This is a genomic window from Brevibacterium paucivorans (genome assembly GCF_016907735.1).
Lineage (GTDB): Bacteria > Actinomycetota > Actinomycetes > Actinomycetales > Brevibacteriaceae > Brevibacterium > Brevibacterium paucivorans.
In genome coordinates this window covers 2,049,041-2,074,464 of sequence record NZ_JAFBCP010000001.1, presented here as the reverse complement: position 1 = coordinate 2,074,464, position 25,424 = coordinate 2,049,041, and the positions used below count along the sequence as shown (strand labels likewise).

Below are 25,424 nucleotides of genomic sequence, written 5' to 3'. Positions count from 1 at the left end.
AGTTAGTCAAAATCTTCGGGCGACACGTGGTCAAGAAACTCGCGGAACTGTGCAACTTCTTCTTCGTCGGCCTGAGGCGCGTCGATACCGATGTCGTCGAGCAATTCTTGAGTGGTTTCAATTGTGCAATGAGAGACGAGTGCCATGGCGACGGCGTCCGAAGGGCGGGCGGAAATGACTTTGCCGTCGCTTAAACGAAGCTCGGCGTGGATGGTGTGCCCGTCGCGGTGGGTGATGACCACGCGGTCCAGCTCCGTTCCGAATGCCTCAACGATGTCGACCAAGAGGTTGTGGCTCAGCGGCCGAGGTGGTTCCCACCCGCGTTCGGCAATACTGATCGCGTTGGCCTCCTGGGCACCGATCCAAATGGGCAAGAATTTGGGTACGTCTACTCCTTTGAGCAGGAGGACACGCTGATTTGCGGGCATTTCGACACGGATGCCCACAACTTCAACTTCGATGTGCACCACTGTTACTGGCGGGGGCGCTGTTGGAAAATCATGCGGAATTTTCCAATCTGAACGTCAGCGCCGTTGCGAAGTTCCACCGAGTCGATCAGCTGGCGGCCAACGTACGTGCCGTTGAGCGATCCGGTGTCGCGCAAGGTGAACCCTGATGGGGTGCGAACAAATTCTGCGTGCTTACGTGAAACCGTAACGTCGTCCAAGAAGATGTCCGCATTAGGGCTACGGCCAACCGTGACGACATCGGTGTCGAGAAGAATCTGTGCGCCGGCGTCCGGGCCGGATACGACAACGAGCAGAGCGTCGGTGTCCTGCAGTCGGTTGAGGTCAGCAACCGGCATGACATCGCCGGTGCGTGGGTCGTAGATGCCAGGGACGCTGTCATTCTGCTGAGCAGGCGCAGACTGCGCAGGCTGGTGCTGGTCGGTCTGTTCGTTGCTGTTTGGGTTACCTCTGTGTGGGTTAGCTGGGGTGCTCGCGAACGACTGGTGTGGAGCCTGGTCAGAGGATCCTACTTGTGGCTCGATGCCACCGCCGTACTGTCCTGGAGTGGTTCCGTGTTGCGGTGCAGAACCTTGTTGTGGTGCAGACCCGTACTGCGGAGCCGATGCTTGCTGAGGCGCGGATCCCTGTTGCGGTGCGGGCGCCTGCTGGCCTGGCCCTGCGAAGGGGTTAAACGGGTTGGAGTTCTGTTCGGGCTGAGATTGAACGGCTCCGTTTGAGGTCTGGGGGCTGTCGTTGGCTGGGCCACCCAGCGGGAACTTCTTAGCTTGTTGGCCCGAGTCCTCCTGATACCATGAGTCGCCCTGACCAGTAGGCTGGTTAGGTTGAGACATCAGACCCCCTCGATAACGCGTTGCTTCCGCAGAAACCACTTACACAATTTACGGCTCAAGTTATCAGCTCGAGTTGTACACTCAAGCATAGCTGTTCTCAGCTTATCGTGGTGGATAGTGCAAACAGCTGAACACATGAAGGCTAGCACTTTTGCCCACGTCCGTGTAATTTGCGCCACCTATATACAGTTAAGATGCCTGCTGGCAAAGCAAATTGCTTTTGCTTGTGGCGCATGTGTAGACTGTCGGAGTTCGTGCGCAATGCATGTACGGGCTATGGCGCAGCTTGGTAGCGCGCTTGACTGGGGGTCAAGAGGTCGTGGGTTCAAATCCCGCTAGCCCGACATTTGTGTAGTCTTAAATTATCGTTCTTAAGCGATGCACCCCTTGAAGCGAAGAGAAAGCGACACGTGGTGAAACGCATTGCCGCCGCTTTTGGTCACGCAAGTTCTTGGACCGCCCTTACTCCTAGTCTCGTTCCCCGCACGTGGTGGATGACCGCCATCAACGTGGCAGCCAACGCGTACGCAGGACAAAAAGCAGGCGAACTCGCCTACGCTCTACTCAACCGAAGACGCCATAACACCGCTGACTCTTCGCAACCGCCACACCCCTCACAATCCAACCGCATCGGCTTCCGCATCGCCCGTCCCGCCACACAAAGCGTGAGTCGCAACATCGCGCTCCTGTCCCTCGCAGGCGCGGGGTCCGCATTCGCGATCTCGCGTTCGATTCGTGAACAAGAAGACATTGCGCAACGCACCAACGACCACACCGTGTCGCTTCGTGAGCACGTATTCGGTTACCTCGTAGGCGAACTCGGCTGGCTGAGTCTGGACCTTGCGTCCCTGGGGATGAACCGGTTCCGTCGGTTCCTCGAAAGCCGACTCCACACACGTTTGCCGTTCATGCCCGAACTGCTCATCACGACGCTGTCCGCCGGCGCCATGATTTACTCATCACGCAAACTCATCACCACACTGCTGTTCAGGCTCGCCGAAGAAGCCGTGCGCTCCGACTTCGCCCGCCCATCACTCGCCCGCCGCCCGTCTGAACCTCAACGCTCCGGTTCGCGCTATTCACAAGAACCCTTTTCCACCTTGGGTTACCACGGCCGTGATTTCGTCGCCTCGGGCCCGCGCAAAGACCGCATCCAAGCGACACTGACACGCACCTCGGGCAAATCACAGACCCCCACCGACGCCGCCCACGAACCTATCCGCGTGTTCATCGGGCGCCTGTCGCACCCCGACCTCGCGGACGCAGCCGACGCAGCCGTACGCGAACTCGACCGCGCGGGAGCGTTCGACCGCGAAGCCCTCCTCTTGGTCACCAACACCGGATCCGGTTGGACCCCACAGTGGTCAATCGAAGCCTTCGAATACCTCATGGGAGGAAACTGCGCATCGGTCGCAATCCAATACAGCTTTGCAGGCTCTTGGCTGGCATTCCTCATCCACCGCGATCAAGCAATCTACGCCAGCCGCGCACTACTTGAGGCCGTTGAGCGTCACGTCAGCACATTAGGCAAACGCCCCCGCATTTACGTGACCGGCGAATCCCTGGGCGCCTTGGGCGGACACGGCGCGTTCACTAGCATCACCGATATGCGCCAGCGCGTGGACGGCGCCCTGTGGACGGGGACCCCTCGCACCACCCCTATCTTCAAAGGCCTCATCGCATCGCGTCACGTCCTCTCCCCCGAAATTCAACCGGTGATTGGCCGCGGGAGCCGCATCCGCTTCGTGCAGAAGCCCAAACAGCTCAAAGAGTCTCCGTTGGGCCCGTATCGCCCGTGGATTGGGTCGCGCATCGTATACGCGCAGCATCCGTCCGATCCGGTGGTCTGGTGGTCACCATCCGTAATGTTCCGCAAGCCCGACTGGCTACGCGAACCACGGGGCAAAGACGTGAGCCCCTATGTTGTGTGGTTCCCTTGGCTCACGTTCTGGCAACTCCTGGCGGATATGCCCCGGTCGGTTCAGCTCCCCGGTGGTCGCGGGCACAGTTATCACCGCGAAGTTGTGCACTACTGGAACGAGATTCTGGACACACGTTTCACAAAAAAGGACTGCACCAAAATTGGTGACGCGATTGCCGATGACATCGCCCGCAAGTCCACGGGTCAAGCGTGGCGCCACCCTGAGCAAAACACGGCTCAACAGAGTCTGTTCGACAAGGTCTTGTGGGCTATCCTTCAGAGACGGAAGGATTCATAACAACACATGGCAAAACGCGCTACTTCCCGCAGAATCGTTGAGTTTGACCTTTTGCGGGGCTTCTTCATCATGGTCATTACGCTTGACCATCTGGCTTACTGGCCCTCCCCTCTTGCATTCTTCTCTGGCAAGGGTTGGCTGTGGGTGAGTTCGGCAGAAGGCTTCTTCCTCATTTCCGGTTTCCTTATCGGTTTTATTCGCGCGTACAAGGGACGTCACAAAGACCTGTGGCAGGTCACGAAGAGCCTGTGGCGACGCGCCCTCAAGCTCTATCTGTGGGGTGTGGGCATCACTCTTTTCCTCATGGCGATCACGGCGTTGGTTCCCCCGGACAACGTGAATACCTTGCCTTCTCTCCCTCCCGAAGACACCACGGTGGGTAGCACCGTTGTGAACGTCCTACTCATGCGCACGTTTCACGCATGGATCTTTTTCCTCCGCATGTACGCGGTGATGTTGCTGGTGACGCCTGTATTCCTCTGGTTAGTGCGCAAAGGCAAACTGTGGGTGGCAGTTCTGGCGTCGGTGCTTGTGTACGCCTCCAGTTTGTTTTTTGAAACGCCCGAGGCGGTCGTCCAGTGGCAACTGTTGTTCTTCCTGGCGGCGGCGTTGGGGTATGTCTTCACACCTGTTCGAAATTGGATGGCGAATCACGTGACGTGGCGCAATGTCATGATCGTGGGACTCGTATCCGTCACCGCCGTAACAATGGTGCTCAGTGGGATTGCGATCCACGGAGAGCACCTGATGAACCAGCTTGGTCTGGGCGATTTCCAGACGAACCTCCACCACTGGGGTAACAGCACCTTCTCCAACTTCCCCATGCAACCAGGGCGCATGATCCTGGCGTTCATCTGGTTTGGTGGGCTCCTCGCGTTCTTCCACGTCCTGCGCGACCCCATTATGAAATTCTTGGGGTGGGTCTTGGTTCCATTCGGAAAGTACTCGCTCACTGCTTACTGTCTGCAGGCGATTATTTTGCCGTTTATCGTGATCATCACTGAAGCACAGGGCTCCCTGTGGAACATGTTCGTTGGGCTGCTGACGATCATGATTATGTGGCTGTTGATGAAGAGTAAGCTAGTGCTTAAAATCATGCCTCAGTGAGTGGTAGCGACTGACCCCAGCATCTGCCACCTTCAAGACGTAATCAATGAGGACTACACATGCCCAAACTCAGCCAGACAGCGCACAGCTTCCCTGACTCCGAGATCCGTCGCATCTTCGAGCTCTCTCTTGAACTCGACGACGTCATTCCTTTGAGCGTGGGGGAACCCGATCTTCCTGTCCCCCAACACATTCTGGAAGCCGGAGCTCGCGCATTTAAGGACGGCATGATCCGTTACGCGCCCAACTCGGGAATCATGCCACTGCGGCGCGCACTGGCAAAGAAAGTCACCGAGTTCAACAAGTACCCGGTGGACCCCGACCAGATTCACATCGGCGCTGGTGGATCTAATTCGCTTCACATGGCCATGAGCCTGGCGCTTGGGCCCGGTGACGAAATTCTTGTACCTGACCCCGGTTACGCCACGTTCTTCATGACTCCACGCACGGTGGGCGCAACCCCAGTGGGTTACCCCTTGAAGTCTGAAAACGATTTCACTCCACAGATCGAAGACCTCGAAAAACTGGTTACTCCCAACACCAAAGCCATCTTGCTCAACAGCCCGTCCAACCCGCTGGGTGTTGTTTTTGAACGCGACGTCATGGTCGCCCTCATGGACTTCGCAAAGGAGTACGACCTGTGGGTCATCAGCGACGAAGTCTACGAGTACCTGGTGTTTGACGGCGAGTTCATTTCGCCGGCTACCCTCGACAACGACAACCGCGTCTTGTCCGTATATTCCTTTTCAAAAACCTATGGCATCACAGGCGGTCGCGTGGGCTACTTGGTCACGCCCCCTGGGATGACCACTCGCGTGGGCGCTCTGCAGGAAGCGAACGTGTCGTGTGTGAATACCCCAGCACAGTACTCGGCGCTCGCCGCGGTTGAAGGCCCGCAGGACGAAGTCCACAAGGCGCTTGAGCACTACCGCACAAACCTGGCCCGCGCACGCGAAGTCCTGGACGCAAAGAACATCGAGTACCTCACTCCGCGCGGTGCGATCTACCTGTTTATCAACATGTCACACGCCACGGGTGGTGACGTGAGCACATGGGCCGAACAGTTCTTGCTCGAACACAAAGTAGCTCTAGCCCCTGGCACCGCTTTTGGACAGCACGGTGAAGGGTGGGTACGCGTGTGCTTCGCAGGCGACACCGACCTCCTCCTCGAAGGTCTGTCGCGCTTGCCTTCACGCCCACAGGAGTAAAGAGCCCGCGACAGCGAACAAAAGGCCCGCGTTACAGCTTCGAGTACACCAGCTGGTGACTGACAGCGAGCACCTCGCCCGACCGCGTCCACAGCTGAGCTGTTTGGTCGTGCAGACCAGACCCAAACCACTGCGCACGCGCCGAACACAGAATGTCCGCGCCTGCCGATTCCAGCACGTGCGCGTCCGCCGACAAGTATGTGGTGATCGTGATAGTGCCGGCTGGCAGTGGACGTCCCGCGCGCAGGAAGGACCTGGGGAAGAACGAATCGGAAGCCGCAACAAGGGCCGCGTAATCCCATGGGCGACCATCTGCGTGTCGTAGCCAGTACGTGGATGTGGTGTCCTCTTGCGGCCCTTCCTGGATCCGTTCCCAGCCACCTTCGACAAACCGCAGTTCGTAGTTGTTTGACCATTCGGGCCGTCCTGCGCCGTCGGCGACCGGGTACTCTTCCGGCGCTGCCACAGAAGGGAACGGAATCTCGTTTGCGCGCAACTGGCCACGCTCGGCGACCAGCAACACTGTGGCCGTCAGTGGCGTGTCCTCACCTTGGTGCCCCTTCACCACCCAGTGTTGGTTCGACGAGTTGGTACGCACGCACACCAGTTCCAGCTCATAGTCGCCGTCGCGCACAGGTGACGTGAAGTTCGTGGTGACTGCTGCGAGCCTCCCCTGGGCGTCAGGGTGGGTCTGGACTGCGTGGCAAATGGTGGCCACAGTGATCCCGCCAAACGGGCCCACCATGTTGTGAAACTTGGGGTGTGTGCTGGCCTGTGCCCGGTTGCCGTCAAAGCTCACCGCGATTGCCTGGTCAAAAGCCGATTCCGTCATGCGTGCCTTTCTCTCGTGCTAGTTACGCATGTTACTCACTGCCGTTGCCACCTGCTGGATTGACCGCGAGCGCAGCCACGTATTCTTTCGTCACCATGTCGGTCACGGTGATCCAGGAGTGTGATGTGCAGTCGGCGTTCTGGGGTGGCCCGCATTCGATCTGAGCGGGTTCTAACGCCCCAAATCCGGTGTGCATGCTTTTGAGAACTGCCTCTTTGCGCACCCAGGCGCGCAGAAGGGCCCGGCCGAGGTCGTCCTCGGGAAGGTCTGTAAAGTGCGGCCGTTCGTGGGGTCCCAGGATGTGGGTGAAAGTGTGGGGTTGAACTGTGAGGGCATCTGCCGGTTCAATGTCAATGCCGATCCAGCCTGTTTCCCCTGGTGTGAGAATTGCAACAGCCGTGTAAGGGTGTGATCGGGACACGGAACATTCCACGATGTGATTACCGTCGGTGACGATGGGATTACCTCGCGCGTGCGATTTAACCTGCAGGTCATGTGGGTTGATACCGTAGTGGTGGGCCACAAGTTGAGTCAGCATGTGGTCTGCTGAAGCATCGGTGTCCCTCACGATTCGCGCATCCACTCCCGTTCCTCCAAATTAACTCCAGCGGTTTAGTTCTGTACCATTAAGGCGATCTCAAAGCCCTACCCAAGGTGGTCTGTGAACACGTACGAGCCTCAATTTCCGGCCGGTCACCTCGCAAGTGAACCCGGAACCCTTGTCGACCTCATTTTAAAGAACGTCGCAGAACACCCGGACACTCCAGCGATCGACGACGGCACCACAGTTCTCACATACGCGGAGCTCGTTGAGCAGATGCGTAGCTTTGGACTCACTCTGCACGAGCACGGGGTGGGGCCAGGCGACAAGGTGGGTGTTCGCGTCTCCTCTGGTTCCGTTGATCTGTACGTGTCGATTCTGTCGGTGCTCATGATCGGCGCGGCCTACGTCCCTGTCGATGTTGACGACCCGGACGAGCGTGCCCGTACGGTCTTCGAAGAAGCCAATGTCGCTGCCGTCATCACCGACGGCCCCACGATCACCAAAGTGACCACGCGCGAAACGCCACCCGAACTTCGCGCCCCGGTCCCCGAGGACGACTGTTGGGTGATTTTCACCTCGGGATCTACGGGCAAACCCAAGGGTGTTGCCGTCACACACCGGTCCGCGGCCGCGTTCGTGGCAGCCGAAGCACAGATTTTCTGCCAGGACGAACCGTTGGGTCCATCCGACCGAGTGCTAGCCGGCTTGTCGGTGGCATTCGACGCGAGCTGTGAAGAAATGTGGCTCGCGTGGGGTCACGGAGCCTGCCTGGTTCCGGCTCCCCGCGCGTTGGTGAAGTCCGGAATGGACTTGGGCCCGTGGCTTGCGAGTAGGCGCATCTCGGTCGTCTCCACGGTCCCCACGCTGGCAGCCCTGTGGCCACCAGAAACTTTGGACAATGTGCGCCTCCTCATTTTTGGTGGCGAAGCCTGCCCACTTGAACTGGCTCAGCGCCTGTCTGACGGGGACCGCGAAGTGTGGAACACATACGGTCCCACCGAAGCCACCGTGGTTGCGTGTGCTGCCCCGCTGGGCGAAGAACCCGTGCGTATTGGTCTTCCTCTGGCCGGGTGGGATCTGGCCGTCGTCAACCCAGAAACCGGCATCCCAGTTGCCGAAGGTGAAACGGGCGAACTCATCATCGGCGGCGTGGGCCTCGCACGTTATTTGGACCCAGAAAAAGACGCCGAAAAATACGCTCCTATGGAAACGCTCGGCTGGGAGCGCGCATACAGATCCGGTGACCTCGTCATCAACGACCCAGCCGGCCTGATCTTCGTTGGACGAGCCGACGAACAGATCAAACTGGGTGGCCGCCGTATTGAAATGGGTGAAGTCGACGCCGCCCTCCAATCGCTACCCGACGTTCACGGTGGCGCGGCCGCGGTGAAAACCACTTCTGGCGGGGTTCAACTGCTGATTGGTTATTTGGCACCCTCACCCGGCGTCACTGCTGACGCGCAGCAGCTCGAAACCTGGTCCCAGCAACTCCGTGACGTGTTGCCACCTGCCCTTGTTCCGCGCCTAGCCATCGTCGACGATCTGCCAACCAAGACCTCGGGCAAGGTTGACCGCAACGCACTCCCCTGGCCTCTTCCAGGCATGGACACCTCCGAGGACACCGGTGATGTCCCAGCCGAATACGCCTGGATCGCCGAACAGTGGGAGGCCACCCTGGGCGCAGCACCCGGCATGAACACGGACTTCTTTAACGCCGGTGGCGGATCCTTGGCCGCGGCTCAGCTGGTGAGCCGCTTGCGCACCAACTTCTCGACCATCACCGTAGGTGACATTTACGCACACCCACGCTTCGGCGCACTCGCTGAAATGTGTACGGGAACCGAGCCCACCACCCAGCGTTCCGAACGCACCGTGAAGCGCACCAGTCGCTTCATGCAGTGGATGCAGACCCTCTTGGGCATTCCGGTCCACATTTTGGCGGCGATGCACTGGATCGTCATGACGCTGGTCGCAATGAACGTGCTCGCACTCATGGGCGCGCCTGTCATCACCACGTCATGGTGGCTGATCGGTGTTCTCTACCTGGTGTTCGTCACGTCGTGGGGGCGCATGCTGGTCTCAGCTGGCTGTGCGCGCCTGCTCTTGGGCAACCTCAAACCCGGCGTGTATCCGCGCTCCGGGTGGGTTCACTTGCGCCTGTGGTTGGCCGAACATATCGCCGACAACGCCTCTGCCGTCTCGGTTGGTTCTGCCCCGTGGGTAACGTGGTACGCGCGCCTGCTGGGTAACAAGTTGGGGCGCGATATCGACCTCCACTCCATCCCACCGGTGACGGGCATGCTCACCTTGGAAGAGGGTGCCGCAATTGAGCCCGAGGTGGATCTCAAGGGCTGGTGGGTCGATGGAGATCTGTTGCGGGTTGGCCCCATTCACGTGGGCAAGTACGCCGTTGTTGGGTCCCGTTCAACTCTCATGCCCGGCACGCGCGTGGGCGCAGAAGCCCGTGTCGCTCCGGGCTCGGCAGTGACGGGTAAAGTGCGCAAGAAGCAGGTGTACTCCGGGTCCCCTGCTCAGCGCACATCGAAGAAGCACCATCGCTGGCCGGCACCGCCAAGCAAGCGCGCGCACTTGCCGTTCTTGCTCTACGCGATCGGTTCGCTACTCCACGCGTCTATTCCATATTTGGCCGCGGTTCCGCCCATTGCGCTCATGCTGTGGATGTACGGTGTTGACGTTGTCACTCAGCCGCTGACTCTTCTCGCGTGGTCACCGGCACTGGCACTCATCTGGTTTGTTTTCACCGCCTTGTTTGTCCTCATTGCGGTGCGCACGCTGTCGATTGGTTTGCGCGAAGGCACGTATCCCGTGCGTTCGCTCATGGGCTTTAGGGTCTGGGCTACCGAACGCATCATGGACATGGCCCGGGATCTACTGTTCCCCATGTACGCCGGTCTGATCACGCCCATCTGGTTGCGACTGTTGGGCACCAAGGTGGGTTCAGGTGTCGAAGCTTCGACGGTGCTGTTGGTTCCCAAGATGACGCACATCGCTTCCGGCGCGTTCCTCGCCGACGACACCATGGTCGCCAGTTACGAACTGGGTAACGGGTGGATGCGTATTGGCCACGCCAAAGTGGGTAAGCGCGCCTTCCTGGGTAACTCTGGAATTGCGGCAGCCGGGCGCAGGGTTCCGAAGAACGCCCTGGTTGCGGTGTTGTCGGCAGCGCCTCCCAAGTCAAAGAAGGGTAGCTCGTGGATCGGTTCGCCTCCTGTTGAGCTCCGGCGCGCCGAGGTGGCGGCCGACGAATCGCTCACGTACGCACCTCCCAAGAAACTCAAGGTGGCGCGTGGAGCGTGGGAGACTCTGCGTCTGTTGTCCGTGGGTGTCGCTGGTCTCATGGTCGCTGGCGTGATCCTTTCGCTTATGTGGATTACTCAAGCGACACAGTCAGCTGTGTGGGCCATTGTGTTGTCCGGACTGGTCATGATGTGCGCTGGCGCTGTTGCCGCCGGTGTGGCCGTGGTGACCAAGTGGTTGTTTGTGGGTCGTATCCCTGCTGGTGAACACCCGCTCTGGTCCTCGTTTATCTGGCGTAACGAGGTCGCTGACTGCTTTGTTGAGCTCATTGCTGCCCCGTGGTTTACCCGAAAGGCTGTGGGAACGCCGGCTCTCGTGTGGTACTTGCGTGCGCTCGGGGCCAAGATTGGCCACGGCGTGTGGTGTGAAACGTACTGGTTGCCAGAAGCCGATCTGGTGGTCTTGGAGAACAACTCCACGGTGAACCGTGGATGCGTGGTCCAAACGCACCTTTTCCACGACCGTGTCATGTCCCTTGACGCGGTGACCTTGGAGGACGGTGCTACCCTTGGGCCAAACAGCGTTATCTTGCCGGCCGCCACACTGGGCAGGTCGTCTACCGTGGGACCCACGTCACTTGTGATGCGTGGAGAATTTGTTCCCGCGAACGCGTACTTTACAGGCAACCCAGTTGTCCCCTGGGTCGATGCGCCTGTTGACCAAGAGTAAAGGACTTACGTGACCGACCCTTATCTACCGCAGAGCGGGAGCACTTCGTACAAAGTTGCACACTACGATCTGCGGTTGGACTACCACACTGCCCCAAACCGTTTAAACGGAATTGCCACACTCCAGATCGAACCTCTCGAGGCGGTCAGTTCTTTTAAACTCGACTTGTCTGGTCTCACCGTCACCAAGGTGTATGTCAACGGCAAGACCACCAGGTTCAAGCAGTCCCCGGGTCAAGTCACCGTCCGGTCCGCGCTTACTCCAGGGACACCAGTTCGCGCCGAGATTCGCTACAACGGAAACCCCGCCCCTGCCATGGGCACATGGGGCGATGTGGGTTGGGAAGAACTCGAAGAGGGCGTGCTGGTTGCCGGTCAACCCAACGGCGCATCCACGTGGTTCCCGTGCAACGACCACCCGCGGAACAAGTCCACGTACACCATCACGATCCTTTCGGACTCCGACTACGTGTCGATTGCGAACGGCACGCTCACGTCTACCCGGCGCAAAGCGTCGCGCACCGAATGGGTCTGGGAGTGCAATGTCCCCATGGCCACGTATCTGGCTACCGTCCAGATCGGCCCCTACAAGATGGGACCCCTGGAGCCTGGCCAGCATAAAGCGTCTCGTATTCCCATGGCGCTTGCAACAGCCGAACACAACTGGGCTAAAGCACAGAACTTCTTGAGCCTGCAGCACCAAATGATGAACGTGTTTGAAGACCTTTTTGGCCCCTACCCGTTTGACCGTTACGGCGTGGTTGTCACAAACGAACACTTAGAGATCCCACTTGAGAGCCAACCGCTTTCCATCCTGGGCCCCAACCATGTTGGCCAGTCCTGGGAAGCCGAACGTCTGGTGGCGCACGAGCTTTCCCACCAGTGGTTCGGGAACTCTGTCAGCCTCACCACGTGGTCAGACATCTGGCTCAACGAAGGTTTCGCGTGTTATTCCGAATGGCTGTGGGCGGAGTCCAAGGGTCACCAGGTGGCTTCGAATCATGCCAAGCGCCACTGGGGCTTGCTCAAGCTCAAGCCTGGGCTCATTCTCACTAATCCCGGTGCCCCAGACATGTTTGACGACCGGGTGTATAAAAAGGGCGCGCTAGCAGTTCATGCCCTGCGTCATCACGTGGGCGATGAGAAGTTCTTCACGCTTCTGCGCGCCTGGACACAGACATATAAGCATGCGAATGCCACCACAACGGATTTCCTCACCATGACGAATCAGGTCTGTGGCGAAGGTGCCAACGATGTGCTCACACCGTGGCTCTACGAACAGTCACTCCCGCCTTTCCCAGGCGGGCTGTTCTAAAAACCGCCTGAGAACCGCTCTAGGTCGAGGCGATCATCAAGCTCGAATCACCGTTAACACCGGCGGTAATGTAGCCCAACTGGGCAAACAGTGCGGCCGCCGGGTTGGCGTGGTTCACCGACAGTGACACAGACTCGATTCCTTCGTCATACAACTTGGAATGGAGTTTAGAAATGAGCTTGGTCGCAATCCCCCGGCCTTGAAACTCCGGAATGACCGCAACTGCGAGTTCAGGAACATCGTCGGCGATATACCCGTACCCGTGGGGCAAGTAACGGACCCACGCAGCCCCCACAGGCTGGTCGTCTTCCCACGCAATCAGTGCGTGGTCGCCTTCTTGGCCCCAGTCCTCCACGTAGGCGCGCACGTGCGGGTCGAGTTCGTCAAAACTGGTGTGAGTGCCTGACCAGTTAATGCACAGCATGAGAAACGGTTCTAAAAGTTGCGTTGTCGACGGCTCTGTCGCACCACTAAAGTTCATGGCACCAGGCTAATGTTCTTTCTGCTTTGCGTCGAGTATCGCAACGGCGCGCGCACGACGAATCCACCCTTCGCCGCGCATCCGTGCCCCCAAGCCCACGGCACGGAAAGCCATGAACCCAAAACAGAAGCACGCCCATAGCGCACTGATCGTGAAGCTCATGCCCATCGCCGCCCACACCAGCAGGGCGAAACCGGCAGCTGCACCAAACTGTGCAAGCGCCAGATAACGGGCATCGGAGGCACCCAAGAGAATCCCGTCCAGCGTAAACACGTACCCGGCCAGAGGCATACTCAGTGCCAAGATCAGCACCAGGACAGCTACGGTGGAAACGACCTCGGGACTGGACGTAAACACTCTTCCCACGAACGGACTCACAACAGCGAGCACAACACCCACTACGACTCCGAATCCCACACCCCACACAATCAAGCGGGTCTTGACTGTGTGAACCTTCTGCGTGTCGTCCTTACCCACGTACAGTCCGATCATGGCCTGCCCGGCGATCGCCAGCGAGTCCAGCACCAGCGCAAGCGAGTTGAACAGGGTCTGGGCAATCTGCACAGCCGCCAGGCTCACGGTGCCCATCACGCTGGCAACAGATACCAGCACAATGAGGGCCGCGCGCAGGCTCGCGGATCGGATGAGAAGCCAGCCCGAGGTGGAAGCCGCTGACAGCACTCCCGACCAGTCGGGCGCCAAGGAGGCGTTGTGGCGCCGGGCCGCCCGCCCGGCGAAAACCAGGTACACAGAACACATGGCGGCATGAGCCAGCACGCTCCCCCACGCCGAACCGGCAACACCTAAGCCCATTCCGTAGATGAACACGGCGTTGAGCCCAATGTTTAGGCCAAACCCACCAGCTGCCACGATGAGTGGCGTCACGGTGTCTTGCATACCGCGCAACAGTCCCGTCGCAGCGATCACGATCAGCATAAACGGCAGTCCCCACCACGACACGGTGACATATGAGAGGGCGCCGGCGAACACCTCGGGCGAGGGATCAAACATGCGCAAAACCGGGCCTAACAGGGGCAGACCGGCGGCCACCAGAACGACGGACACCACCAGGGCCAACCACATGCCGTCAAACCCGGCGCTCACGGCCCGTTTCAGATCCCCTGCGCCCACAAACCTGGCCACACGCGGGGTGGTCGCATACGCGAGGAAAATCATGAGTCCCAGGACCGTCTGCACTACCACACCGGCCAGCGCAAGGGACGCCAACGCGTCCTTCCCCAGGTGGCCTACCATCGCAGTGTCGGCGAGGAGGAAGATGGGTTCGGCAGCGAGCGCTCCCAAAGCCGGAAGCGCCAAACGAAGAATGTCACGATCAACAGCACGCACGGGCCCCAATTGTAGTGGGCTAGCCCGTGCGTGTGGGTTTTGTGGTTTTTCTATCGCAGCGTGGGTTAGTGGTCCGCGGCGACCGCGCGCATTTCGCGGCGCAGGATTTTGCCCGAGGCGGTCTTGGGCAGTGCGTCGATGAAGTTCACCTGGCGTGGCGCTTTGTAGGCCGCCAAGTGTTTGCGACAGTGTTCGATGATCTGATCTTCAGTGACGTCCTCGCCGGCCCGAAGTGTCACGAACGCGACCACGTTTTCACCGCGGTAGTCGTCCGGGACACCCACAACGGCGGCTTCCGATACGGCCGGGTGCAGGTACAGGACATCCTCGACCTCACGTGGCCACACCTTGAAGCCGGAGGCGTTGATCATGTCCTTCTTGCGGTCCACGATGTATACCCATCCGTCTTTGTCCATGAAGCCCACGTCGCCGGTGTGGAGTTCGCCGTCCGGAATGTCGGTTTCTGTTGCCGTTGGGTTGTTCAGGTAGCAGTGCGCCACCATAGGGCCGCTGACATAGACTTCGCCCACTTCGCCTGGGTCGCAGTCGGAGCCGTCTTCACGAGCAATGCGCACGTGCGCGTCCACACTGGGCAGACCACACGACAGGTTGCCCGACTCCGGGTCCACGGGGGCGCGCAACCAGTGGGGAACGGTGATGCACTGAGCACTGGTTTCCGTCAGCCCGTACCCTTGACCTACGTAGATGCCCGCGCGTTCTTCGAACTTCTTGACAAGGCCTTCAGGCAAAGCAGCTCCGCCGGACATGATGGAGCGGAAGGAGCTGAAGTCGTCCGGCGTGAAGTCCGGCTGAGCGAGCAGTGCCGTGAACGCTGTGGCTGGCCCGGCCATGTAAACCGGGCGCGTTTCGCGGAACTGTTTGAGCGCAACTGCAGGGTCAAAGCGATAGTTGAGCACCAGAGTGGCTTTGGTGGAGATTGCGGACAAGAAAATGCACACAAACCCGGTGATGTGGAATACCGGCGCCATTTGATAGAACGTCAGCTTGGGTTCGAACTTATAACGGTGCACCAGCATGAGTGAGTTGACGCCAAGCCCCTTAAACGGCAAGAGCGCGCCTTTAGATTTCCCAGAAGTCCCCGAGGTGTACCCGATGAGGCCCACCGCGTCCGGGTCGTGCGCGCGCTTGTTGACGGTGACCGTGGCACCGTCGTGTTCTTTGAGCACGGCGAGGAAGTCGGGCTTCCCCGTGTCGATCTGTTGCGGGAACATGTCGAAAATGGCCGGTTCGTTGGTGGTGACGAAATCGTGTTCGCCCACCGTCACCACCAGTGGAATGTCACCGGCGTGGTCCTTCACCCGATCCATGTACGCTGCTGCCGAAACCACGAGTGCTTTCACCTCGGAGTCGCTGAAAATGTGGTCGAGTTCGTCCCGGTACATGGGGTTGAGTGGGACAACGACTCCGCCCAGTTTCCACACGGCGATGACCGTGATCATGTAGTGCGGAACGTTTTGCAGGTACACGCCCAGTGGGTCGTCTTCACCAAAGCCGTTCTGGGAAAGGTACGCCGCGAACGCGTTACTCATGCGGTCGACTTCGCTGTAGGTGAGTTCGGTTCCGTAGTAATAGATCGCGGGGTGTTCAGGAACCTCGTTGACCGCGTCAATCCACAGATCAAGCGGAGGTGTGAGAGGAATAGGAGTCGCGTCCTCGGGGTTGTCGTACGCGGTTTTAATCCAAGGTTTTTCGTCAATCCAGCTCATTGGTCACTCCTTTGTGACAAAGACACCGGGTGGCGCGGTGGCCACCCGGTGTGGGGGTTGTTAACAGACTTCGAACAGTCCTGCGGCGCCCATGCCGCCACCAACGCACATGGTGACAACAACGTACTTAGCGCCGCGTCGTTTACCTTCGATGAGTGCGTGCCCGGTCAGGCGCGCACCGGTCATTCCGTACGGGTGTCCAACCGAAATACCGCCACCGTTGACGTTGTACTTTTCCGGGTCAATTCCCAAACGGTCACGGCAGTACAGGGCTTGAACGGCAAACGCTTCGTTGAGCTCCCACAGGCCAATGTCATCGACCGTCAGCCCGTGTTGCTTGAGCAGTTTTGGAACCGCATACACCGGTCCGATCCCCATTTCGTCAGGGGCTAGACCCGCAACCGCGATCCCTCGGTAGATGCCCAGTGGCTCCAGGCCGCGGCGTGAGGCTTCGGCATCGCTCATGAGAACTGCTGCCGATGCACCGTCGGAAAGCTGTGACGCGTTTCCGGCTGTGATGCACGGAGTGTCGGACAGTTCGCTTGGCTCCAGCACCGGCTTGAGGCTTGCGAGTCCTTCAAGCGTTGTGGACGGACGATTACCTTCGTCCTTGGTGAGCGTCAGCGTCTTTTCCGAGATCTCTTTTGTCTCTTTGTCCTGCACCAACATGGTGGATTCCAAAGGAACAATCTCGTCGTCGAACTTCCCAGCTTCCTGGGCGGCCGCCGTGCGCATCTGCGACTGGTACGAATACTCGTCTTGAGCCTCACGGGACACGCCATACCGCTTAGCAACGACCTCGGCGGTTTCCAACATGGAGTAGTACGTGTCCGGGCGGTGCTCAACGATCCACGGGTCCTTGGTCTTGAACGTGTTCATCTTGTCGTTCTGAACCAGCGACACGGACTCAACGCCACCACCCACAGCAACATTCATACCGTCAACCAGAATCTGCTTGGCGGCAATCGAAATCGCCATCAGACCAGAGGCACACTGGCGATCCACGCTCATGCCGGACACCTCAACAGGCAGGCCCGCACGAATCGCAGCCTGACGTGCCACGTTACCGCCCTGGGCACCCTGCTGAAGTGCTGCACCGATGATGACGTCTTCAACTTCGCCACCTTCGAGACCGGCGCGCTGGACTGCGTGTTCGATCGCGTGACCAGCGAGTGTCTGCGACTGCGTGTTGTTAAACGCACCGCGGTAAGCCTTACCAATGGGGGTGCGTGCAGTTGAAACGATGACTGCGTCTGTCATGAGTCGTCTCCTTTAGTTGCGTGGCCCACCGGCGACGTAAATGACCTGACCGGAAACGAATCCGGCACCTTCTGAAGCCAAGAACGACGTGGTGTGGGCGATGTCTTCTGGGACACCTGGGCGTGCAACAGGGATCTGGGAGACGTTGAGTTTGACGAACTCTTCCCAGTCCATGCCCAGGCGTTCTGCCGTGGCCTTGGTCATGTCGGTTTGGATGAATCCAGGAGCAATAGCGTTGGCGGTCACGCCGAACTTACCCAGTTCGAACGCGTACGTCTTGGTCATGCCCTGAATCCCGGCTTTAGCTGCCGAGTAGTTGGTCTGCCCACGGTTACCCAGTGCCGAGGTGGACGACATGGAAATAATGCGGCCAAACTTTTCTTCCACCATGTACTTCTGCACGGCTTTAGTCATGATGAAGTTACCCGTGAGGTGAACGTCCAATACCTTGGTGAAGCCGTCCAATGGCATCTTGAAGAGCATGTCGTCGCGAATGATGCCTGCGTTGTTCACCAGAATGGTGGGCGCGCCCAATTCCTCAGCGATACGTTCAACGGCTTGGGTTGCGGAGGCTTCGTCGGTAACGTCGGCACCGATTCCCAGTGCTTTTCCGCCTGCCGCTTCGATCTCTTTGACAACGGCTTGAGTGTCTTCTTCGCGCAGGTCGATGACAGCTACGTTGTGCCCGTCCTGTGCGAGACGAGTAGCGATAGCCGCGCCAATTCCGCGAGCTCCACCGGTGACAATTGCAGTTCTATTCACAATCAACCTCTATTCTCCACGTCTGTGTGGTCTATCACATTCTTAACTGAACACTCGTTTAGATGCAACCGGTTCTCACGTGTGTTCAGTCCTCGTCGACCGTGTCGAACAGATCGATCGATCCCGCCCCCACGCGCCTGACAACGGGAGCGCCACTTGAGAAGTCCACAACAGTCGACGGAGTAGTTCCTGGCACCCCCGAAGCCACAATGACATCGACAAGTTTGCCAATGCGTGCTTCCACATCAACCGGATCAGTCAAAGGCTCATCTTCACCCGGCAGCAGCAAGGTGGACGACAGGATCGGCTCGCCCACGCGCTCAATCAGATCCAGCGACAGTCGGTTGTCGGGAATGCGTGCTCCCACAGTCTTCTTTTTGGCGTGCAACATGCGCCGGGGAACCTCTTTTGTGGCCTTGAGAATGAACGTATACGGCCCAGGCGTGAGCGTTTTAATGGTACGAAAGGCGCTGTTGTCGACAATGACAAACTGGCCCAGCTGAGCGAAGTCGTGACACATGAGCGTGAAGTGGTGCTTCGCGTTCAACTGCCGAATCCGCGTAATGCGTTCGATGCCGTCCTTGTTGTCCAGCGAACACCCAAGCGCGTAGCACGAGTCCGTTGGGTAGGCGATCAAACCGCCGTTTGTGATCACGTCAACAACAGATGAAATGAGTCGTGGTTGAGGGTTTTCCGGATGGATCTCAAGAATTTCAGCCATGCTTTATTTTATGGCGTCCCCCGAGGTGGTTTCCGGGTTTTCTGGGTCTTCTGTATCCTCCGAGGTGGTTTCTGAATCCTCTTCCGGATCCGAGGTGGGTGCAGGTTCCGCGGTGGCTGCGGGTTCCGAGGTGGCTTCCGGTTCCGGGCCCGTGGGAGCTCCGGACGTGGCGAGTATCTTGCCGGTGTGCCGGTTAAAACCTGACGAGATCAGCAGGTTGATCCACCGCGCCCGGGGGTCGGCGTCCACCAAGAGTGCCTTGACCAACAGGGTGGCAGGAAGTGCGAGAAGAGCGCCCAACGGCCCTAAGACCCAGTACCAGAACAGAAGCGAAAGGAACGAGATAAAGGGAGTCACACCCACCGATTCGCCTGTGAACTTGGGCTGGATAATCGACTGGATGACGAAGTTGAGCGTCAAGTACGCGACGACCACCCAAAACGCGTCCCACCAGCTTCCTTCTAGCAACGCCATGAGGGTGGGTGGAACCAGGCCAATGATGAGTCCCACGTTGGGGATGTAGTTGGTGGTAAAAGCCAGAACACCCCAGACTAAAGCGAGTGGAACACCAATGATCCACAGAGCAATGACGTCGAAAACCGCCACGATCAGACCAAAAATCGTAGCCACGATCCAGTAGCGTCGCACGCCCTGCCCAAAGGAGCGCATGGCGTAGGTGAACTGCGGGGCCACATTGCTGATCGCCTGTAAACGAGCCGGGAACTGCAACGAATCCATAATCACGAAGAACACCGTCATGATCACCGTGGTCAACAACGCAACAATGGCTGACACATTCGACAGAACTTTCAGGGCCGCGTCGGTCAAGGACGAAAAGTCGAACGCGTTGAGTTGGCTCTGGATCACCTCGGGGGTGAGTCCCCACGACGTGGTGACGCCAATGATGTCCCCGTAGAGTTCCGCCAGTTTTCCCGAATAGCTGGGAAGTACAATGACCAGTTCGGCGATTGCCCACGCGTTGAGCCCAAAGAACGCAACCAACAGAGCCATGACCAACACCACGGTGATCGACGCTGCAATAATCGCTGGCACGCGTTTAGAAATCAGATACGCCTGCAGCGGATGCACCACGACCACCAGGTTCAGCGCCAAAAACACAGGGGCCACGATCGTTTGCAGCCCTTGCACAAACTGGATTCCAAACGCCAAACCCGCGAGTCCCAAAACAATGATGAGGAATCGCGGAAGAATCGGCTGGCGAGTGGAATCAGTGTCCACTAGCGCTTCCTTTTCTCGCGAATGCGCATGTTGATCTCAACTGGGGTTCCCGTGAAGTCGAACGTTTCACGCAAGCGACGCGTAATGAACCGCCGATACCCCGGGTCCAAGAATCCCGTAGTGAACAGAACAAACTTGGGCGGACGCGGGTGAGCCTGCGTTCCAAACAGAATGCGTGGCTGTTTTCCTCCGCGCAACGGGTGCGGGTTCGCCGCAACGAGTTCGCCCAAGAAAGCGTTAAGACGGCCGGTCGGAATCCGCGTATCCCATCCCTTCAGGGCCCCGTCCAGGGCGGGCACGAGCTTGTCGGCGTGACGCCCCGTCTTTGCCGAAATGTTCACACGTGGCGCCCACGACACGTGCCCAAGTTGTAGCTCGATTTCCTTTTCGAGCTCAAGACGCCGGTCCTCATCCAGGAGGTCCCATTTGTTAAACACCAAAACCAGGGCGCGTCCAGCTTCAATGACGCTGTTGATCACACGCAGATCCTGCTCCGAGATGGGCTGATCGGCTTCCAACAAAACCAATGCCACCTCGGCGCGCTCCAACGCCGTTTGCGTACGCAAGGCGGCGTAATAGTCAGCCCCAGACGACTGCCGCGCCCGCTTACGGATACCGGCCGTGTCCACAAAACGCCATTGCCGATCCCCCAAAACCACCAGTTCGTCCACGGGGTCGCGCGTGGTGCCAGCCACGTTGTCCACCATGACGCGTTCGCTACCCACAAGGCGGTTCAGAAGCGAAGACTTCCCCACATTCGGGCGCCCAATGAGAGCCACTCGGCGCGGCCCGCCTTCTTCCATCATCTGGTCGACCTCGGACACGGCGGGGAGAACGTCGACAGCTCGGTCCAGAAGATCAGCGACACCTCGGCCGTGCATAGCCGAAACCGGTGACGGTTCGCCCAGCCCCAGGTTCCACAGCTCAAACGCGGCCAACTCCGAGCGCTCATCGTCAACCTTGTTCGCCGCCACGATCACCGGTTTACCAGTGCGGCGAAGCATGCGAACAATGTGCTCATCGGTCGAGGTGATGCCGGTGTGTACGTCGAGCACGAACACAACGGCGTCGGCGAGTTCGACCGCGATTTCAGCCTGCTCAGCGATCCGTGAGGCCATCCCCTTCGAATCGATGTCCCATCCTCCGGTGTCCACCAGGGTGATGTCACGGCCAGCCCAGTGAGCCGTGTAGCTCACGCGGTCACGGGTCACACCAGGAACGTCTTCAACAACGGCCTCGCGTCGGCCCAAAATACGGTTTACCAGCGTGGATTTACCCACGTTTGGACGGCCCACAATCGCGAGGATCGGTGACGGTCCCGTGGGGCCACTCGCGTCGTGGTCGTCCGGGGAACGGTCCAGAAGTTCGCGGTCTTCGTCCTCGAGTTCGTAGTCGTCGAGGCCGGCTCGCAGACTTTCTTCCCTGAGCCGTTCTTCATCACCGTCAATAGCAGAGAAACGTTCGTGAAAATCCTCGTCAGGAACAGGCGAAAATTCGGGTTCCTTGGTCACTTGTTACCGCCGTCCGCCTGGTCAATGAGCCCCATGACTGCCTCAACCGATTCGTCGAAGTCAATGTGGGTGGTGTCCAGCGTGTGAACGCCTTCGGCTGCCGTGAGGAAGCTGGTGGTTGCCGAATCCTTGCGGTCACGGTCAGCGACCTGAGCGCGGGTAGCCTCGACTGATTCTTCGGTGGCTTCACCGTGGATCTCGCCTGCCCGACGAGCAATGCGCACGTCTTCGCGGGCGGTCATGAGAATCCGAACATCGGCGTCGGGGGCAACGACAGTTGTAATGTCACGCCCTTCAACGACGATTCCGCCTTTGTCTGCGCTCACGCGAGAAATGATGTCACGCTGCATGCCAATGAGTTCTTCGCGAGCGTCAGGCACGCTTGAAACAATCTGCACATTCGTGGAGACGTCTTCTGACCGGATGTCGGTGGTGACGTCGATCCCGTCGACCTCGACGGAAACGTGTTCAGGGTCGGTCGAGATTTCGAAGTCCACGCCACGGATTTGTTCAACCACGTCGCCGGGATCACTCACCCCACGCTGCAAGCACAGCCACGCCATCGCCCGGTACATCGCCCCCGTGTCCAAGTACCCAAAGCCGTTACGACGCGCAACCTCACGCGAAACGCTGGACTTCCCAACTCCGCTGGGGCCATCGATAGCAATAACGGTCACTTTTCCTCCTTGGGATCGAGAGCCTGCTCCGGTAGACGCCACCCATTTTCGCTTAAGCCTTGCACAAGAACTTGCACGTGAGCGGGCACGACCGAAAGTTCGACGCTACCCAGTTTAACGCCCGTGGCATGGTCGATCCGGATGTCTTCAATGTTCACACCCAGGCCACCGATGTCGGCAAACAGCCGTGACAGCGTTCCCGGCGCGTCGTCCACGTACACCGTGACCGTCTCATAGGTTGCCGGTGCCATTCCGTGCTTACCGGGAATCCGAGCCCGACCGTCGTTTCCAGCTGCAATCGAACCGGCGATCGTTCGCAGCGATCCCGGACGCACGTCCAACGCGTCGATCACTCTATCCAGATCACTGCGGATATCACGCAACACCGCTGCCACCTCGGCGGCGTTACCCGCCAAAATCTGAGTCCACAACCCCGGGTCAGAATCCGCAATCCGGGTGGTGTCACGCAGTCCTTGACCAGCGAGCGCAACGCCTTCTGACGGCATGTCGATCAGCTGGGCAGCCATGATCGAGGCCACGACTTGCGGGGCGTGAGAGACTCGGGCCACTGAGGAGTCGTGGAACAGCGGGTCCAGGTGCATGACCGAGGCACCTACGGCCTGCGCGATTGTCACGACCTGTTCCAAGCGCTCCTGTGGGGTGTCTTCGTCGGAGCACACGACCCATGGGCGACCCATGAACAGGTCGGCCCGGGCTGCGATCGCGCCGGATTTTTCGCGACCGGCCATGGGGTGTGAACCGATGTAGCGGTCCAGTTCCCGGTCGCGTGTGTGCTGCTTGACTGCGTCCAAGATGGCGGTTTTGACGCTCGCGACATCGGTGATGGTGGCGTTGGGCCATGTGCGCAGTGCGTCGACGATGACCTGTGCGACCACGTCGGGAGGCGTGGCAATGACGACGACGTCGGGGTCCTTAGGGTGATCCGCTTCGCCGGCTCCCATGTCGGCTGCGAGTTGCACGGCCGTGGGTGAAAGGTCTTCGAGGGTGACACGGTAACCGTGCCGGGACAAGCTCAGGCCAAGCGAGGTGCCTAACAGTCCAGTCCCTACGATGTGTACGTTCACAGATCAACAGCTTTCATGAGTTCTGAAACCTCTTCCGGGCGCAGTTGCCGCATTTTTCCTTGGCGCTGTTCTGCAAGGGCAATGGGCCCAAATTCGGTGCGCACCAGGCGTAGGACCGGGTTGCCCACGGCACTGAGCAAGCGTCGAACGATCCGGTTTTTCCCAGAGTGCAGAATCACTTCCACCAGAGCCACCCCGGGCTGGGAGTCGATGAGTTTAAACGAGTCCACCCGGCTGATGCCGTCGTCCAGTTCGATTCCTTCACGCAAGCGAGCGCCCACGTCTTTGGCCACGGGGCCCTTGACTTGGGCCAGGTATTTCTTGGGGATCTCATAGCGTGGGTGGGTAAGCCGGTTGGCCATGTCCCCGTCGTTTGTCAAAAGGAGCAGCCCTTCTGTTTCGTAGTCCAAGCGTCCTACGTGGAAGAGGCGTTCGGTGCGGTCGCGGACGAATTCGTCGAGGTTGCGTCGGCCTTCGGGGTCGCCCATGGACGAGACGACCTTGGCGGGTTTGTTGAGTGCGAAGTACACCTTTTCGGAGTTCACCTCGATGGGCATGGAGTCGACCACCAGGCGCTGTTTGGTGGGGTCGATTCGGGTACCCAGTTCGATCACGATGTGGCCGTCGACTTCCACGCGCCCGTCCAGGATCATCTGTTCGCACGTGCGTCGCGACCCCAGTCCGGCGTCCGCCATGACTTTCTGGAGGCGTACCCCGGTTTGGGTGTGTGGGTCCGAGGTGGTTTGTTTCTGGGCGCGGGCGATGTTGGCTTCGCGCTGTTTGCGGCTGGGGCGCTTCTTGTCAAAGTTCACGTTGTTTCCTTCGTGTCAAAGGTGGCTTCTTGTGGGACGTCTTCTGGGAGGAATGGGGCGATTGCTGGAAGTTCGTCGAGGCTGTCGATTCCCATGGCTGACAGAAACACGTGGGAGGTGACGAACTGGGTGGGGCCTTCTGTTTTTGGGGCTTCAACAATGAGACCGCGCATGAGTAGGGTACGCACCACTCCGTCGACGTTAACGCCTCTGATGGCTGCGATGCGCGCGCGGGTCACGGGCTGTGCGTACGCGACAACTGCCAAGGTTTCCAGGGCTGCTTGGCTGAGCTTGGCGGTCTGGCCACGAGTCAGGAACTGTTTGACGGTGTCGAAGTGTTCTGGGCGGGAGTGGAACTGCCACCCACCTGCTGATTTGCGGATTTCGAAACCGCTGACGCGTCCGGTGGAGTATTCGTCGTGTAACTCTTCAATCGCCTGCTCAATCTCTTGTGGACTGACTTCAAGTGCGGTCGCGAGTTCGTCGGTGGTCACCGGTTCGCCAATGACCGTCAGGATCGCTTCAATCCGTGTGGTCAGTGGTGTCATGTGTCCTCCCGGAGATGACGAGTGTACTCAGCGGTGCGTCTTGGTCCAGATCGATTGTGCCGGCTTTAAACAACTCCAGCAGTGCTAAAAACCGTGCGACGACCACCAGGGTGGAGTCGGCCGTCTGGGCAAGTTCATCAAATGTAATCGTCTCACGTTCGGTGAGCAAACCAAGAATGTGGGCGCGCTGTTCGGGAACGCTGACGTGTTGGAGGTGAATGTGGTCGATCGACACGGTGGGCGGCGTGGTGTCGCGTGCCAGCACGGTCGCATACATGGCGGCCAGCATGTCTGGTGTCGCCGACATGATGAGCGGGGGCAGAACGCCCTGGAAGTCACTCATGTTGCCACTGTTGGCCACCGAGTATCCGGTTTGGGTGATCCGTTCGCCCAGTTCATAAGACACGGCTTTGTACGCGCGGTATTGCAAGAGTCGCGCAAAGAGAAGGTCTCTGGCTTCGAGCAGTTCTAAATCGAGTTCGTCTTCGACAGTCCCGGCGGGCAGCAGGCGCGCGGTTTTAAGGTCAAGCAGGGTGGAGGCGACCAGGAGGAAGTTGGATAGTTGGTCCAGGGTTTTGGCTGTGCTCCAGCCGGCTTCCTGGGCCGAGGTGGTAAGCACGTTCACGTGTTCGACGAACTCGTCGGTGACTTCCGCGAGGGCTACATCGGTAATGTCGAGTTTACGTTTACTGATGAGCCCCAGCAGAAGGTCGAACGGGCCGGAAAAGTTGTCGAGTTCAACA

The 25,424-nt window shown here is 59.1% G+C and carries 22 protein-coding genes and 1 tRNA gene; 6 read left to right on the top strand and 17 right to left on the bottom strand.

The annotated features are described in order from the left end of the window. Positions 1-2: 2 nt before the first annotated feature. Entirely contained in the window at positions 3-467 is a 465-nt protein-coding gene (locus tag JOE56_RS09605) for a bifunctional nuclease family protein (protein ID WP_477021224.1), read from the bottom strand. A gap of 5 nt (positions 468-472) precedes the next feature. Then, a complete protein-coding gene (locus JOE56_RS11750; RefSeq protein WP_204515795.1) occupies positions 473-1,300 on the bottom strand; it encodes an FHA domain-containing protein in 828 nt (275 codons plus the stop codon). Between the two features lie 270 nt (positions 1,301-1,570). Here JOE56_RS11750 and JOE56_RS09595 point away from each other — a divergent pair. From JOE56_RS09595 to JOE56_RS09580, 4 genes are all read left to right on the top strand, one after another. Beyond that, a tRNA-Pro gene (locus tag JOE56_RS09595) sits at positions 1,571-1,644 on the top strand. Positions 1,645-1,710: 66 nt separating this feature from the next. Continuing rightward, a complete protein-coding gene (locus JOE56_RS09590) occupies positions 1,711-3,519 on the top strand; it encodes an alpha/beta-hydrolase family protein (RefSeq protein ID WP_338028658.1) in 1,809 nt (602 codons plus the stop codon). A gap of 6 nt (positions 3,520-3,525) precedes the next feature. Further along, on the top strand, positions 3,526-4,626 hold the full coding sequence (opgC, locus tag JOE56_RS09585) for an OpgC domain-containing protein (RefSeq protein ID WP_204515793.1): 1,101 nt from the start codon (positions 3,526-3,528) through the stop codon (positions 4,624-4,626). Positions 4,627-4,685: 59 nt separating this feature from the next. After that, a complete protein-coding gene (locus JOE56_RS09580) occupies positions 4,686-5,834 on the top strand; it encodes a pyridoxal phosphate-dependent aminotransferase (RefSeq protein ID WP_204515792.1) in 1,149 nt (382 codons plus the stop codon). A gap of 31 nt (positions 5,835-5,865) precedes the next feature. On the opposite strand, the gene JOE56_RS09575 is transcribed toward JOE56_RS09580, so the two are convergent. Both JOE56_RS09575 and JOE56_RS09570 read right to left on the bottom strand, forming a co-directional pair. Next, a complete protein-coding gene (locus JOE56_RS09575) occupies positions 5,866-6,666 on the bottom strand; it encodes a thioesterase family protein (RefSeq protein WP_204515791.1) in 801 nt (266 codons plus the stop codon). A 31-nt stretch (positions 6,667-6,697) separates the two neighbouring features. Continuing rightward, a complete protein-coding gene (locus tag JOE56_RS09570) occupies positions 6,698-7,249 on the bottom strand; it encodes a 4'-phosphopantetheinyl transferase superfamily protein (RefSeq protein ID WP_204515790.1) in 552 nt (183 codons plus the stop codon). A 78-nt stretch (positions 7,250-7,327) separates the two neighbouring features. Here JOE56_RS09570 and JOE56_RS09565 point away from each other — a divergent pair, with 78 nt between their 5' ends. Both JOE56_RS09565 and JOE56_RS09560 read left to right on the top strand, forming a co-directional pair. Continuing rightward, the gene (locus JOE56_RS09565; protein WP_204515789.1) at positions 7,328-11,197 is read left to right on the top strand and encodes a Pls/PosA family non-ribosomal peptide synthetase; all 3,870 of its coding nucleotides are present in this window, start codon (positions 7,328-7,330) and stop codon (positions 11,195-11,197) included. A gap of 9 nt (positions 11,198-11,206) precedes the next feature. Beyond that, positions 11,207-12,511 (top strand): M1 family aminopeptidase, encoded by a 1,305-nt coding sequence (locus JOE56_RS09560; RefSeq protein WP_204515788.1) that lies wholly within the window; start codon positions 11,207-11,209, stop codon positions 12,509-12,511. 19 nt (positions 12,512-12,530) lie between these two features. Here JOE56_RS09560 and JOE56_RS09555 read toward each other — a convergent pair whose 3' ends face one another. From JOE56_RS09555 to JOE56_RS09495, 13 genes are all read right to left on the bottom strand, one after another. Then, the gene (locus JOE56_RS09555; RefSeq protein ID WP_204515787.1) at positions 12,531-12,992 is read right to left on the bottom strand and encodes a GNAT family N-acetyltransferase; all 462 of its coding nucleotides are present in this window, start codon (positions 12,990-12,992) and stop codon (positions 12,531-12,533) included. A gap of 9 nt (positions 12,993-13,001) precedes the next feature. Beyond that, the gene (locus JOE56_RS09550; protein WP_204515786.1) at positions 13,002-14,339 is read right to left on the bottom strand and encodes an MATE family efflux transporter; all 1,338 of its coding nucleotides are present in this window, start codon (positions 14,337-14,339) and stop codon (positions 13,002-13,004) included. Between the two features lie 65 nt (positions 14,340-14,404). Beyond that, positions 14,405-16,066 (bottom strand): class I adenylate-forming enzyme family protein, encoded by a 1,662-nt coding sequence (locus JOE56_RS09545; protein ID WP_204515785.1) that lies wholly within the window; start codon positions 16,064-16,066, stop codon positions 14,405-14,407. A 60-nt stretch (positions 16,067-16,126) separates the two neighbouring features. Further along, positions 16,127-17,326, bottom strand: a complete 1,200-nt coding sequence (locus tag JOE56_RS09540; RefSeq protein WP_204515784.1) for an acetyl-CoA C-acyltransferase — start codon at positions 17,324-17,326, stop codon at positions 16,127-16,129. A 12-nt stretch (positions 17,327-17,338) separates the two neighbouring features. Continuing rightward, positions 17,339-18,088 (bottom strand): SDR family oxidoreductase, encoded by a 750-nt coding sequence (locus JOE56_RS09535; protein ID WP_204515783.1) that lies wholly within the window; start codon positions 18,086-18,088, stop codon positions 17,339-17,341. 85 nt (positions 18,089-18,173) lie between these two features. Then, complete coding sequence (locus JOE56_RS09530; protein WP_204515782.1) at positions 18,174-18,809, bottom strand: L-threonylcarbamoyladenylate synthase; 636 nt, start codon at positions 18,807-18,809, stop codon at positions 18,174-18,176. Between the two features lie 3 nt (positions 18,810-18,812). After that, on the bottom strand, positions 18,813-20,048 hold the full coding sequence (locus JOE56_RS09525; protein WP_204515781.1) for an AI-2E family transporter: 1,236 nt from the start codon (positions 20,046-20,048) through the stop codon (positions 18,813-18,815). After that, the gene (gene der / locus JOE56_RS09520) at positions 20,048-21,559 is read right to left on the bottom strand and encodes a ribosome biogenesis GTPase Der (protein WP_204515780.1); all 1,512 of its coding nucleotides are present in this window, start codon (positions 21,557-21,559) and stop codon (positions 20,048-20,050) included. The genes JOE56_RS09525 and der overlap by 1 nt, the downstream gene beginning before the upstream one ends. After that, on the bottom strand, positions 21,556-22,236 hold the full coding sequence (gene cmk, locus JOE56_RS09515; protein ID WP_204515779.1) for a (d)CMP kinase: 681 nt from the start codon (positions 22,234-22,236) through the stop codon (positions 21,556-21,558). The genes der and cmk overlap by 4 nt, the downstream gene beginning before the upstream one ends. After that, positions 22,233-23,321: a prephenate dehydrogenase gene (locus JOE56_RS09510; protein WP_204515778.1), complete on the bottom strand. Its 1,089-nt coding sequence runs from the start codon at positions 23,319-23,321 to the stop codon at positions 22,233-22,235. The genes cmk and JOE56_RS09510 overlap by 4 nt, the downstream gene beginning before the upstream one ends. Continuing rightward, positions 23,318-24,133, bottom strand: coding sequence for a pseudouridine synthase (locus tag JOE56_RS09505; RefSeq protein WP_204515777.1), 816 nt, complete (start codon positions 24,131-24,133; stop codon positions 23,318-23,320). Before JOE56_RS09505 ends, JOE56_RS09510 begins: the two co-directional genes overlap by 4 nt. Then, positions 24,130-24,681, bottom strand: coding sequence for an SMC-Scp complex subunit ScpB (gene scpB / locus JOE56_RS09500; RefSeq protein WP_204515776.1), 552 nt, complete (start codon positions 24,679-24,681; stop codon positions 24,130-24,132). Before scpB ends, JOE56_RS09505 begins: the two co-directional genes overlap by 4 nt. Beyond that, on the bottom strand, positions 24,656-25,354 hold the full coding sequence (locus tag JOE56_RS09495) for a segregation and condensation protein A (RefSeq protein WP_420867796.1): 699 nt from the start codon (positions 25,352-25,354) through the stop codon (positions 24,656-24,658). Before JOE56_RS09495 ends, scpB begins: the two co-directional genes overlap by 26 nt. Positions 25,355-25,424: the final 70 nt, after the last annotated feature.

Coding starts and splice junctions, on each gene's coding strand:
- JOE56_RS11750 (WP_204515795.1), bottom strand. CDS start 1,300: ATGTCTCAACCTAACCAGCCTACTGGTCAGGGCGACTCATGGTATCAG.
- opgC (WP_204515793.1), top strand. CDS start 3,526: ATGGCAAAACGCGCTACTTCCCGCAGAATCGTTGAGTTTGACCTTTTG.
- JOE56_RS09580 (WP_204515792.1), top strand. CDS start 4,686: ATGCCCAAACTCAGCCAGACAGCGCACAGCTTCCCTGACTCCGAGATC.
- JOE56_RS09575 (WP_204515791.1), bottom strand. CDS start 6,666: ATGACGGAATCGGCTTTTGACCAGGCAATCGCGGTGAGCTTTGACGGC.
- JOE56_RS09555 (WP_204515787.1), bottom strand. CDS start 12,992: ATGAACTTTAGTGGTGCGACAGAGCCGTCGACAACGCAACTTTTAGAA.
- JOE56_RS09545 (WP_204515785.1), bottom strand. CDS start 16,066: ATGAGCTGGATTGACGAAAAACCTTGGATTAAAACCGCGTACGACAAC.
- JOE56_RS09540 (WP_204515784.1), bottom strand. CDS start 17,326: ATGACAGACGCAGTCATCGTTTCAACTGCACGCACCCCCATTGGTAAG.
- JOE56_RS09530 (WP_204515782.1), bottom strand. CDS start 18,809: ATGGCTGAAATTCTTGAGATCCATCCGGAAAACCCTCAACCACGACTC.
- scpB (WP_204515776.1), bottom strand. CDS start 24,681: ATGACACCACTGACCACACGGATTGAAGCGATCCTGACGGTCATTGGC.